Source organism: Massilibacteroides sp., from assembly GCF_028705895.1.
GTDB lineage: Bacteria > Bacteroidota > Bacteroidia > Bacteroidales > Tannerellaceae > Massilibacteroides.
In genome coordinates this window covers 1-13,061 of sequence record NZ_JAQWCQ010000071.1, presented here as the reverse complement: position 1 = coordinate 13,061, position 13,061 = coordinate 1, and the positions used below count along the sequence as shown (strand labels likewise).

The 13,061-nt window shown below is 39.3% G+C and carries 12 protein-coding genes and 1 tRNA gene; 7 read left to right on the top strand and 6 right to left on the bottom strand.

Annotated elements, in window-relative coordinates; translation table 11 throughout:
• Nucleotides 1–254 precede the first annotated feature (254 nt).
• From PHT93_RS13905 to PHT93_RS13895, 3 genes are all read right to left on the bottom strand, one after another.
• Nucleotides 255–329 (bottom strand) — tRNA-Pro (locus PHT93_RS13905).
• Between the two features lie 602 nt (nucleotides 330–931).
• The gene (locus PHT93_RS13900) at nucleotides 932–2,284 is read right to left on the bottom strand and encodes a dihydroorotase (protein ID WP_300244097.1); all 1,353 of its coding nucleotides are present in this window, start codon (nucleotides 2,282–2,284) and stop codon (nucleotides 932–934) included.
• Complete coding sequence (locus PHT93_RS13895) at nucleotides 2,281–3,036, bottom strand: polyprenol monophosphomannose synthase (protein WP_300244095.1); 756 nt, start codon at nucleotides 3,034–3,036, stop codon at nucleotides 2,281–2,283. The genes PHT93_RS13900 and PHT93_RS13895 overlap by 4 nt, the downstream gene beginning before the upstream one ends.
• A 157-nt stretch (nucleotides 3,037–3,193) precedes the next feature.
• Here PHT93_RS13895 and PHT93_RS13890 point away from each other — a divergent pair, with 157 nt between their 5' ends.
• The 5 genes from PHT93_RS13890 to PHT93_RS13870 all read left to right on the top strand — a co-directional run bounded on the left by PHT93_RS13890 (nucleotide 3,194) and on the right by PHT93_RS13870 (nucleotide 8,284).
• Nucleotides 3,194–4,120, top strand: a complete 927-nt coding sequence (locus PHT93_RS13890) for a hydrogen peroxide-inducible genes activator (RefSeq protein WP_300244092.1) — start codon at nucleotides 3,194–3,196, stop codon at nucleotides 4,118–4,120.
• Nucleotides 4,121–4,426: 306 nt separating this feature from the next.
• Complete coding sequence (locus PHT93_RS13885) at nucleotides 4,427–5,272, top strand: prephenate dehydratase (protein ID WP_300244090.1); 846 nt, start codon at nucleotides 4,427–4,429, stop codon at nucleotides 5,270–5,272.
• Nucleotides 5,247–6,428 (top strand): aminotransferase class I/II-fold pyridoxal phosphate-dependent enzyme, encoded by a 1,182-nt coding sequence (locus tag PHT93_RS13880; protein WP_300244087.1) that lies wholly within the window; start codon nucleotides 5,247–5,249, stop codon nucleotides 6,426–6,428. The genes PHT93_RS13885 and PHT93_RS13880 overlap by 26 nt, the downstream gene beginning before the upstream one ends.
• An 18-nt stretch (nucleotides 6,429–6,446) precedes the next feature.
• Entirely contained in the window at nucleotides 6,447–7,514 is a 1,068-nt protein-coding gene (locus PHT93_RS13875; RefSeq protein ID WP_300244099.1) for a bifunctional 3-deoxy-7-phosphoheptulonate synthase/chorismate mutase type II, read from the top strand.
• Nucleotides 7,511–8,284, top strand: coding sequence for a prephenate dehydrogenase/arogenate dehydrogenase family protein (locus PHT93_RS13870; RefSeq protein WP_300244085.1), 774 nt, complete (start codon nucleotides 7,511–7,513; stop codon nucleotides 8,282–8,284). The genes PHT93_RS13875 and PHT93_RS13870 overlap by 4 nt, the downstream gene beginning before the upstream one ends.
• A 104-nt stretch (nucleotides 8,285–8,388) precedes the next feature.
• Here the strand turns inward: PHT93_RS13870 and PHT93_RS13865 are convergent, their stop codons facing one another.
• Entirely contained in the window at nucleotides 8,389–10,266 is a 1,878-nt protein-coding gene (locus PHT93_RS13865; protein ID WP_300244083.1) for a TonB-dependent receptor, read from the bottom strand.
• An 80-nt stretch (nucleotides 10,267–10,346) separates the two neighbouring features.
• Nucleotides 10,347–10,748: a nickel-responsive transcriptional regulator NikR gene (gene nikR / locus PHT93_RS13860; RefSeq protein WP_300244080.1), complete on the bottom strand. Its 402-nt coding sequence runs from the start codon at nucleotides 10,746–10,748 to the stop codon at nucleotides 10,347–10,349.
• Between the two features lie 133 nt (nucleotides 10,749–10,881).
• Between nikR and PHT93_RS13855 the strand changes: the two genes are divergently transcribed.
• A complete protein-coding gene (locus PHT93_RS13855) occupies nucleotides 10,882–11,484 on the top strand; it encodes a riboflavin synthase (RefSeq protein ID WP_300244077.1) in 603 nt (200 codons plus the stop codon).
• A 10-nt stretch (nucleotides 11,485–11,494) separates the two neighbouring features.
• Complete coding sequence (locus PHT93_RS13850; RefSeq protein ID WP_300244074.1) at nucleotides 11,495–12,049, top strand: nitroreductase family protein; 555 nt, start codon at nucleotides 11,495–11,497, stop codon at nucleotides 12,047–12,049.
• 46 nt (nucleotides 12,050–12,095) lie between these two features.
• On the opposite strand, the gene PHT93_RS13845 is transcribed toward PHT93_RS13850, so the two are convergent.
• Nucleotides 12,096–12,338 (bottom strand): GlsB/YeaQ/YmgE family stress response membrane protein, encoded by a 243-nt coding sequence (locus PHT93_RS13845; RefSeq protein ID WP_300244072.1) that lies wholly within the window; start codon nucleotides 12,336–12,338, stop codon nucleotides 12,096–12,098.
• Nucleotides 12,339–13,061: the final 723 nt, after the last annotated feature.

Here is a 13,061-nt window from a genome sequence, read left to right as displayed (position 1 = left end):
AGATCAAGGCATTCAGATCACAATTTAGAGGCGTGGGAGATATTAAGTTTTTTATGTACACGCAAAGTTATGTTATATTCTTAACCTATGAAAGGAAGGATATCCACCGAGAAAATCCGCTGATCCGAAAATCCACTGATCCAAAATCCGCTGATCCTTTATAAATCCGCTGATCCTTTATATGGTGGTGATCGATTCGTCACGCCTATAAAAAGAAAAAGCACCTACATTTCTGTAAGTGCTTTTCTTTTTTGTCGGGGTACCAGGATTCGAACCTGGGACCCCCTGCTCCCAAAGCAGGTGCGCTAACCGGACTGCGCTACACCCCGTTTTTGCAAATTCCTTTGCTATTGCGGTGCAAAGGTAGGCATTTAAATCAATTGACAAAATTTTTTAGCAGAAATATTTCAAAAACTTGAATCGGGAGATTACATTTTGGGCTAACTAAAAACATCTCCGGCTACTATTTTTGAACTGATAGTAACACAAAAAAAAATATAAAGGTTATTTTCGGAAATATAAAGGTTATTTTTGCAAAAATATCCTTTATATTTTTACGCTTATTTTTTATTTGATTTTCAACGTCTTTAAAAAGGCCTTTTTTGAGGGATAATTAAGTCTTGTTTTTGACGTAAAAAGGAGGAGACAACGTGATGTTAGTTGGTATTAATTCTTCTGGAGGGTATGGAGCAGAAGAGATGTCTTAAAGTCATAAAGAGAGCCTTTTCTCAAAGGCTCTCTTTATAGGTTCTTAATAGGTATTAGTCTTTAAGGCAAAAAGATTGTTTAGGTTATCTTTGACAAAGATGCTTGAATAAATTAGACCGCACAAATAAAAAAAGATATTTTACAACACATTTTTATAAATATCGGCATTTATTAGCAGCTTATTCTTTTTTTTAACACTTTCGGCTTAGTGGTAAGACATTTTTTAAACATATCTAACCTCTAATCCTTTGACAGAATCATCGACATTTTTTCCGTCATATACGAGAACGCCATTTACATAGGTGCTCGAAATTGAATGTTTGAACGTGTAATTTTCAAATGGAGACCAGCCACATTTATAGAATAATGAATCTTTGGTTACCAGAGTTTTCTGATTCGGATCTACTAAAACCATATCTGCATAATAACCGGGACGAATATAGCCTCGTCTGTCGATATGAAATAAATCGGCCGGCATATGCGCCATCTTATCAACTACTTTTTCGTAGGTAAAATAGCCGTCTGACGCCAGATCAAGCATCGATAAAAGTGAATGTTGCACCAACGGACCTCCGGAAGCTGCTTTCAGGCAACCTCCCTCCTTCTCTGCCAATAAGTGCGGTGCATGATCTGTCGCAACTATATCTATTGTATTATCGTTTACTGCTTTTCGTAAGGCATCCCGATCTTGAATCGTCTTAACTGCGGGGTTCCATTTTATACGATTACCGAATTGGGCGTAATCGCCATCGTGAAACCATAGGTGGTGTACGCAGACTTCACCTGTTATTTTCTTCTCCGCTAAGGGAATTTTGTTGGTCAGCAAGCCCAATTCCTTTGCGGTGGACAGGTGCAGAATATGAAGACGCGATCCTAAACGTGTCGCTAATTCAACCGCTTCCGAAGAAGAGGCATAACAGGCTTCTTCATTTCTGATTTTGCTATGAAAAGATATATCCAGATTTTCACCATACCGGGAAGTATAGTATTCGATATTCTTACGGATTACTTCTTCTTTCTCGGCATGCACAGCGATCAGCATTCCTGCTTCCGAGAAAATCCGTTCAAGAGTGTCTTTATTGTCAACCAACATATTTCCTGTGGAAGAGCCGAGAAATAATTTTAATCCGGGTATGCGACTACGGTCTAATTTCCGAATCTCATCCGTATTATCATTTGTTCCTCCAAAGAAGAAAGAATAATTTGCTACCGATGTTTCTGAGGCACGTTGCAGTTTCCAGTCTAAAGCATCTAATGTAGTTGTCTGCGGCTTCGTATTGGGCATATCCATGAATGTAGTCACCCCTCCTGCTACTGCAGCCCGACTTTCACTGGTTATATCGCCCTTATGTGTAAGTCCGGGTTCACGAAAATGAACCTGATCATCTATAGCTCCCGGCAGCAACCACTTTCCTTTGGCATCCACAATCCGGTCTGCTTCATTTTCCAGAGCTGACACTAAATTATCTCCTGATTCTCCAACTGTTAAAATAAAGGCATCGTCCGTTAGAACGTAACCATCAAAAGATCGCCCTTCATTAATAATACGCGCGTTCTTTATAAGTAATTTACTCATGCGTTGAGACTTTTTTGTTTTTTCTGCGGATATTTACGGAAGAAACTCGACCATTTCAATTGAAGTACACCAAACAAAGCTTCTCCAAAAATAGAAGAGTTCATCTTTGAAGTTCCTAATACACGATTAATAAAGATAATCGGTACTTCTTTAATCTTAAAACCACATTTATAGGCGGTGAATTTCATTTCGATCTGGAAAGCATAACCTTTAAAATGAATACGATCGAGATCTATTGTTTCAAGTACTTCACGACGATAGCATTTAAAACCGGCGGTGGTATCGTGCACATTCATTCCTGTAACAAACCGGACATAGGTTGAAGCAAAATAAGACATCAATACTCTACCTAAAGGCCAGTTTACCACATTTACACCATTGCAATAACGCGAGCCGACAGCCACGTCACCCCCTTGTTCGGCACAAGCAGCATAGAGTTTAGGAAGATCATTCGGATTATGGCTAAAGTCAGCATCCATTTCAAAGATATAGCCGTATCCCTGTTCCAGAGACCACTTAAATCCACAAATATAAGCTGTACCCAAGCCTAATTTGCCTTCTCTTTCTATGATAAACAGACGGTTAGGAAATTCTTTCTGTAAGTTTTTCACAATATCAGCTGTACCATCAGGCGATCCATCATCTACAATTAAGATGTTAAACTCCTTTTCAAGCCCGAATACCGTCCGAATGATATTCTCTACATTTTCTTTCTCATTATATGTAGGAATAATAACAATGCTATCTGACATATGTCTTCAAATAATAGATGTAACTTCAATATTAAATCAAAAGTACGAAATATATTTCATTTCTATAATAAAACGAAAAAATGCACATTATTAATATCTTTGTATGCATTGCATAATAAACGGATTACTACTAAAATAATTATATAAATAGAACACCATGAATATTCAGCAATTAGAGTACATTCTGGCGGTAGATCAATTCCGGCACTTTGCGAAAGCAGCAGAGCATTGCCGGGTAACCCAACCTACATTGAGTATGATGATCCAGAAATTAGAGGATGAGTTGGGTATAAAACTGTTTGATCGCAACACACAACCTGTACGACCTACCCCCTCGGGCAGGAAAGTAATCGATCAGGCACGTGTTGTGCTTCAGCAAACGGCCTTAATAAAGGATATCGTAAACGAAGAAGAGCAATCACTAAAAGGAACATTCCGCTTATCTGTACTTCCAACGATTGCCCCGTATCTGTTGCCTCGTTTCTTTCAACAATTAGCGGAAGAACATACAGACTTGGACATTCGTGTACAGGAAATGCAAACGCTGCCCACAATTACGGCATTAATCAATGGAGACATCGATGCGGCATTAATTGCCTCACACCCTTTAGAACAACAGTTACAGGGAGAGACATTATATTATGAGGAATTTTTCGGTTATGTATCGCCTAATGAATCGATATTCAAGAATGAACTGATCCGTACATCAGATATCAATGGTGAACGTTTGTGGTTATTAGATGAAGGACATTGTTTCAGAGATCAGTTGATGCGTTTCTGTCAGTTGGATAAGGTAAAGATTCATCAGGCAGCCTATCGACTGGGAAGTATGGAAACATTTATGCGCATGGTAGAGAGTGGTAATGGGATTACGTTTATACCTGAATTAGCTGTATTCCAATTAAGTGAGGAACAAAAAAAGTTGGTACGTCCTTTTGCTATTCCTAAGCCAACCAGAGAAATAGTTTTAATTACACGTAAAGATTTTATACGGCATACCATCGGGAACATATTAACGGAATCTATTAAGAAGTCGGTACCGAAAGAAATGTTGACCCTTAAAGCGAACCAACGCATTGTTTAAGCAATACAAAAGGACAAAAAGGACATATATAAATGATATTTATCACATTTGTAACATAATAAATATCGCTTTTTGTTTTGTAATTAAAAAAAAGCATTACTTTTGTCCCAGATAAATAAAAAAAACATAGAGACAAGAATGACTCGATTTAGCTTTACATATTCTTATTTTTACTTTTACTTTAGTAGTGAGGGCAGGAATTTATATGTAAAGAATTGATAAGATAAAGAGTCAATAGAATATATAAAGTCCTGCCTGAACGGCGGGACTTTTTTTTTCTATAGTCCGCAAATAGAATAAAAACAAATGAAAAGGAAAGTCGCAATTCAGGGTATTGCCGGATCGTATCACGACATAGCAGCCCGAAATTATTACGAAGGTGATGAGGTTGAGATTATCGGATGTAATTCCTTCCGCGAGGTAATCGGTACAATGAAGAAAGATCCGTCGGTTATAGGGATGATGGCAATTGAAAACACGATAGCCGGAAGTCTTCTGCAAAACCATGAACTGATCAGAGAAAGCGGTTTTTGCATTGTTGGTGAATACAAACTACGCATCTCGCACTCATTAGTCGGATTACCGGGATCAACGATACATGATCTTACGGAAGTAAATTCCCACCCTATTGCCTTAATGCAATGTTCAGACTTCCTCGACACATTACCCAAAATAAAAATCGTTGAAAAGGAAGATACGGCAATGAGTGCCAAGTGGATATCGAAAAACAATCTGGAAGGACACGCAGCCATATGCAGTAAACTTGCTGCAGAGATATACGGAATGGAGGTATTGGCCGAAGGGATAGAAACGAACAAACGTAATTTCACCCGCTTCCTTGTTATTGCAGACCGATGGACGGCAGATGAGTTACAACAAGAAACCGACAAAAACAAATCTTCTCTCGTATTCGCACTCCCCCACTCCTCCGGCAGCCTTTCCAAAGTCCTCTCCGTCCTCTCCTTTTACGATATGAATCTTTCAAAAATACAATCTCTGCCTATCATTGGGCGCGAATGGGAATATCTGTTTTATATTGACCTTACATTTACAGACTATACGCGCTACAGACAAGCGTTAGATGCTATAAGACCATTGACTAAAGACTTTAAAATTCTTGGTGAATATGAAGAAGGAAAACAAAGCGTGTGAGATAGTCCCTGCATCGCGTGTCAACAGCGTTCAGGAATACTACTTTTCTAAAAAGCTGAAAGAGGTGGCTGAAATGAATGCTGCCGGAAAAAAAGTAATTAATCTGGGTGTGGGAAGTCCCGATATGCCCCCGTCTGAAGAGGCTATTGAAGCGTTATGTTTTCACGCCCGCAAAACAGATACCCACGGCTACCAACCGTATGTAGGCATACCGGAACTACGTGAGGGTTTTGCGAATTGGTATAAAGAATGGTATCATGTAGAGCTTGACCCGCGTAATGAAATACAGCCGCTTATTGGCTCTAAAGAAGGCATTTTACATATTTCGTTAGCATTTCTGAATCCGGGTGATGGAGTCTTGGTTCCTAATCCGGGCTATCCCACTTATAGTTCTGTGAGTAAACTTGCTGAAGCTCAAATTATCAGTTACGATCTTAAAGACAACTTGAATTGGGAGCCTGATTTTGAAACGCTTGAACAAATGGATCTTTCTAATGTTAAGCTGATGTGGACTAACTATCCAAATATGCCGACGGGCGCTAATGCAAGTATCGAACTGTATAGGAAATTAGTTGATTTCGGTCGTCGTCACAACATTGTGATCTGTAATGATAATCCATACAGCTTTATACTGAATGAGAATCCTCTCAGCATACTTAGTATTGAAGGTGCAAAAGATATCTGTATCGAACTGAACTCAATGAGTAAAGCGCATAATATGCCCGGATGGCGTATGGCTATGTTGGCCTCTAATGCGCAATTCGTGCAATGGATATTGAAAGTAAAAAGTAATATAGATTCCGGACAGTTCAAACCGATGCAATTTGCGGCAGTAGAAGCATTGAAGGCTCCGAAAGCATGGTACGATACGATGAACAAGGTTTACCGTAACCGAAGAAATCTCGCCGGACAGATTATGCATACACTCGGATGTGTTTACGATGAAAAGCAAACAGGTCTATTTCTTTGGGGACGCATCCCGGATTCAGAGAAAAGCAGCGAAGCTATTGCTGACAGGGTATTATATGACGCAAACGTGTTTGTTACACCCGGATTTATCTTCGGCAGCAACGGAGACAGATATATACGCATATCTCTTTGCGCTAAAGAAGAGCAACTACAAGAAGCATTAAACAGAATTAAGAATAAAATATAAACAACCAATAAAATGGAAATCAAATTAGAATCAATCTTATTACCGGGCATAGACCCTAAACGTCCAATCGTTATTGCCGGACCATGCAGCGCAGAAAGCGAAGAACAAGTTCTTGAAACAGCGCGTGGGTTAGCCGCAAAAGGTGTAAAATTATTCCGTGCAGGTATATGGAAACCCCGCACTAAACCCGGAGGTTTCGAAGGAGTTGGACTGCCGGGATTGCAATGGCTGAAAAAGGTAAAAGAAGAAACGGGTATGTATGTCTCTACGGAGGTTGCCACTAAGGCACATGTGGAAGCAGCATTGGAAGCGGGCATAGATTTACTTTGGATCGGAGCTCGCACTACCGTAAACCCTTTTGCGGTACAGGAGATAGCTGATGCGCTTAAAGGAATAGACATACCGGTACTGATCAAAAATCCGGTCAATCCTGACCTTGAGCTATGGATCGGTGCGATAGAACGCATTTATGGAGCGGGTATTCGTCGTATTGGCGTGATTCATCGTGGATTCAGTTCTTACGATAAAAAGATGTATCGTAATCTACCTTTATGGCATATTCCTATTGAACTGCGTCGCCGTATGCCTCAGTTGCCTATTTTCTGCGACCCAAGTCATATCGGTGGTAAGCGTGAACTGATTGCTCCATTATGTCAACAGGCAATGGATCTAAGTTTCGACGGACTGATTGTTGAATCGCACTGTAATCCGGATTGCGCCTTAAGTGATGCTTCGCAGCAAATCACACCGGACGTACTTGATTATGTATTAAATCTGTTAGTGATCCGCAACGAAACGCAGACTACTGAAAACCTTTCACAATTACGTAATCAAATTGACAGTATCGATGAACAATTGTTGGAATTATTAGCCAAACGCATGCGTGTATCACGCGAGATTGGTATTTATAAAAAAGAACACAACATGCCTATCCTTCAATCTCCTCGCTACAGCGAAATCCTTGAAAAACGTTCCAGCATGGGACAAAGCATGGAATTAAGCACTGAATTTGTAAAAGAGATACTCAAAGAAATACACGAAGAGTCTGTTCGCCAACAGATGATCATAATGAATCAGCAAGGATGAAAATATTAATATTGGGTGCAGGAAAGATGGGATCTTTCTTCACCGATTTGCTAAGTTTTGATCACGAAGTGGCTGTTTTAGAAAGCGATCCGAAACGGATGCGCTTCATTTACAATGCCCTGCGGCTTGAAAAAGCGGAACAAGTGAAAGAGTTTGCTCCGGAATTAGTGATCAATTGTGTAACATTAAATTATACGATAGAAGCGTTCAAAACCGTCTTGCCTTATTTGCAGCCTTATTGTATCATTTCGGATATTGCTTCGGTAAAGACTAATTTGAAAGAGTTTTACAAAACATGCGGTTTCCCGTATGTTTCCACTCACCCGATGTTTGGTCCCACCTTCGCGAATCTGGGCAATTTAGAGAAAGAAAACACGATTATTATTTCGGAAAGTGATCATTTAGGAAAAGTATTCTTCAAGGATCTATATGCAAAACTTAAACTGAATATTTTCGAATATTCTTTTGAAGAACATGACCGTGTGGTAGCATACTCCTTAGGGATTCCATTTGCATCTACTATGGTTTTCGCCGCAATCATGAAACACCAGGATGCACCGGGTACCACGTTCAAAAGGCACATGAAAATAGCACGTGGTTTATTATCGGAAGATGATTATCTGCTAACTGAAATTCTGTTTAATCCCCGTACTCCGCGGCAAATCGACCGGATACAGGAAGAGCTTAGCGCATTACAGGAAATCATTAAGAATAAAGACACTGCTGCGATGAAAGAATATCTGACAAAAATCAGACATAATATAAGCTGATAAAATAAAAGCCGTAAGGATTAAAGAAATTCCTCCTTTATCTTCTCTTTTAATAGTTATCAAAAGAGAAGATAAAGGAGGTTTTTTTTACAGGAAACTCTATGTTAAAATGTCACCTCTACTCCTCCCATAAAAACAGCTTTAGGCATAGGAAAACCTTCATTTATAGAATAACGGGCAGCAGTCAGGTTTTCACCTTTCACAAATATATTTGCACCTTTGTTTATATCACCGAAACGATATGCTGCTCTTGCATTTAACAGCGTATAGCTCTTTTTGGCTGAGGTTGTCTCTCCCGTATTAATATATAATCCGGATATAGATTGTGTATTAATATGAAAATTAAATTTTCCGGGAGTATAGGTTATACCGGCAAAGAATTGATTCTCGGGAGCGGCAAGCAATGGTTTATCGGTATCTAAATAGCTATAATTTGCATCTAAACTCAAGTTGTTTAATAGCCGAAAGCGCAATTCTGCCTCAATCCCTTTGTTGGTAAAATCACCCACATTCGTATTTGACGGTTTGCCGTTTACCGGACGTACTTCTATCATGTCTTTTCCGTCAATATAAAAGCCTGTCAGTTCGACAAACAAGCGTCCATCTAAAAAATGTTGTGAAACGGCCACTTCATAATTTAGCATAGATTCCGGTTTCAGATCAGCATTTTGTATCGGGTACATGTACATTTCGCGAATATTGGGGCTGCGGAATCCTTTTGATAAAGACGCGCGGATAGCGTTACCTTCAAACGGACGGGCTACAATTCCTGCCTGTGGTACCCATTCACCGCCAAAAACGCTGTTATGTTCATAACGAATACCCGCATTCAGCGTAAAGATGCGGAACAAATCCTGTTGCATAATCAAATATCCGGCTAACTCATCTATTTTTTTATTGATAATATCTTCTCTTTTACCGTTAACACTATCATTCCAGGCTTCACCACCCCAGTTTTTGTAATCTACGCCTATCGTGAAACTATTGCCGGGAAGAAGACGAAAAGATTGATAGAGTAGCACACCGTAGTTATGATCCTTGGAGTTGAATAAATAGTTTTTGGGCGTCGCTCCTACAGCATATCCATCGTTGATTTCATGATCGCCCCAATTATAAAAAGCCCGAACGGCACCGCTTGTTTTTCCATAATTGTTTTCAAGAGCAAACGAAGTCGTTCCGCGAAGAATATCCATAATATTATCCAACATCGGTGATGTTACTGCTCCGGGATTATGATTTTTATACTTGGCCAAACTTAAATCTCCGGAAACATGCAGATGATCGTTCAGTTCATATCCTAATTTAGCAAAACCATTTGTAATATAGAATTGGGAATTGTCTCTATGTCCATCCGTACGGTCATGATTCAAGGAAATAAAACTGCTGAATTTACCTACATTATAGCCATTATTGATCATATATTTTTGCGTATTATACGATCCATACATCACGCGCGCTTGTGTACGACGACCTTCCTGGTGGTGTTTGCGGGTAATTATATTAATCACTCCTCCCATGGCATTTGATCCGTAAAGCAAAGAACCCGGACCACGGATAACTTCTACCCGGTCAACATCCGAAGCCACATACGTATCCGGCAAGGAATGACCGAAAATACCCGCCCATTGTGGTTGTCCGTCAAAAAGCATTAACACCTTATTTCCTTGTCCTACTCCACGTATATTAACTGTTCCCGCAGCTCCTGTAGAAACACCAAATCCCGTGATTCCTTTCTGAGTTACAAACAGACCTGGCACACGTTGAGAAAGCACAGGCAATAAGGCAGACTCACTACTTGCCTCTATTTCATCCCGGCCTACTACACTAATCGACAGCGGAACACTGTTTTTGTTTACAACAATCTTATTTGCCGAAACGACTACTCCTTTCAAATTCACCAAGCTGTCCACCTTTTGTCCTTCTTCGGCGTAAAGTGAAACCGATAATAATAATCCTAATCCTAAAACAATTGCCTTTCTCATATATCAAGTTTTATATCTATTACCCAATTACAATCGTAACACCTTTCATCTAAATCGTGCTACCACATAAATAAAAAAAACTAATCCGCACGTCCCATAACAAGTTTACCGTGACGGATACCTTTTATAGTGGTCAGCTTGTCCGACAATTCAGTCAGCACATGCGCTTCCCCCATAACCGCAGTAATATGCAAACAATGATCACCATCAATATAATGAATAGTGGAAGACAGGATAACCTGTTTGTATATCTTCTCGATAGATGTTATACGCGCAGCAATCTCCTTTTTCTCATTTTCATACATGATTACGATTGTACCGGCGACAATATGATTACATTGCCATTTTTTCTCGGCCACATTCTTTTCGATAAGAAAACGAATTGCCTGCGAACGATTTGCAAAACCATTCTCATTTACATAAGCATCCAGTTCCTCTAACAGATCATCTTCCAATGATACACCAAACCGCTTTATTGCCATCTGATTTATTCTTTTATAAGGACTGGTAAAAATAAGCAAATATTTAAATTATCCTACTATGGGTTTACGCGCTCTTTTTTTATGCTTATCTTTGGATTACGAAATCAAAACAACAAATTAATACGATAAGACTATGTTTTCAGGAATTGTAGAAGAAGCAGCAAAAGTAGTTGCAGTCGAATCCGACAAAGGCAATATTCATATTACTATGGAATGTTCATTTGTGAATGAGCTTAAAATTGATCAGAGTATTGCTCACAATGGAGTGTGCCTGACTGTAGTAAAAAAAACAGCTAACAGTTATACGGTGACTGCAATTAAAGAAACACTTGAGCGCTCTAATTTAGGATTGTTAAAGGTAGGAGACAAAGTTAATTTAGAACGTAGCATGATCATGAATGGTCGTTTAGATGGACATATCGTTCAGGGACACGTTGACCAGACCGCTATCTGCAAGGATGTTCGCGAAGCAGACGGTAGTTGGTATTATACTTTCGAATATGAATTTGATAAAGAAATGGCAAGACAAGGCTACATGACGGTAGAAAAAGGGTCTGTCTGTGTTAACGGAGTAAGTCTTACGGTTTGCAATTCAAAAGACAATAGTTTTGAAGTGGCTATTATTCCTTATACACATGATTTCACCAATTTCGGTCAGATTGAAAAAGGAACAGTCGTCAATCTTGAATTTGATATCGTAGGTAAATACATCAGCAAAATGATGTCTTTTAAATAAGAACAGATAGATGAAAGATTTCCTAACTTTGGCATCTTCCAGACAGAGCGACAGATCGTATGATCCGGAACGCCCTGTGGAGAGGGAAAAGATTGAACGAATTTTACAGGCGGCAACACAATCTCCGTCTGCTTGCAATGCTCAACCCTGGAAGTTTATCGTTGTTGACGATCCCGAACTAAAGAACAAAGTGGCCGATGCTACATCCAACCGTATATTAGGCCTTAACCATTTCACCAAACAAGCCCCTGTGCATATTCTGATTGTAGAAGAAAAAGTCAACCTTTCTTCCGGCTTCGGAGGATGGGTGAAAGACAAAACATTCTCAATGATCGACATTGGCATTGCTTCAGCCCATATCTGTTTAGCTGCTGAAGACGAAGGGTTAGGCAGCTGTATTCTGGGATGGTTCAACGAAGATAAAATACGGAATCTATTGAATATACCATCAGGTAAAAGAGTAGTTCTGGATATAATTATAGGTTATTCCACACAACCAAAACGCAAAAAAAAGAGGAAGGACTCAGATAGTGTGATTGCCTACAACAGCTATAAAGCTGACTAAAAAAACAATCGTAGAGATAAGTCATCTGCTATCTCTACGATTATAATTATTTACGTTTGAATAATGACGCAATCCACAAAAGTAGTATAGCGCCTATCGTAGCTGTTACCAAACTACCGATAATACTGGTTGTTGACAAGCCGAACAAGCCAAAAACCCAACCGCCTAAAACACCACCAACAATACCTAACAGAAGATTAACAATTACGCCAAAACCTCCGCCACGCATGATTTTGCCAGCCAAGTAACCGGCCGCACATCCAATTAGAATAAACCAAATAAATCCCATAACTTTTAATTTTGTTCATTAATAAAACACATGAAACTCAACAAAGTTCAATAAAAGAGATTATTTTACATATCAAAAAAGCAGACAATAATTTCATAAATCAGTCCAAATTGAATGTATATATTCAATTATCCATAATATTATCACAAAAAAACCGCTCTATTCTCAGCTTATTTATTTGCACATTTTTTGGGATCAGGTAAAATATCCGGTTGTTATGGTAATCATCCATCGTGATACGTCTATACTGCAAACTGGCATTTTAGAGACCAATGTCATCAACTCAAACTTCTTGCTCCACTTTAGTCTTAGAGCCTGTTTTAATTTTTATTCGTGGCTTATTTCGTTTTATTTTTTGTTTAGTTGTATATCCGCATGAATGAGCATAGCGGGCTATGTGATTGAATCTCTTACTATTCATCGAATAATTCCGGCTGAAAGCCGAGTATATATCAGCCCAACACAACGTGTTGGGTAATAGGACACCCTTCCTTTGCGGCCTGAAAGGACAGTATAAAACTACCCTAACATCTGCTATGTAGCCCCTTCAGGGCACGAGACTCGTTCTACATCCTTCCCAACGCGTTGCGTTGGGTTATAATATAGCAGGCTTTCAGCCTTAAAACCAAACTGTATAGCTTAAGTTGATGACATTGGTTTAGAGACTACGCTGAGCAGAGGCTTCCAACAAAATCAATCCCGTTCATATTGTTGATTTACAAT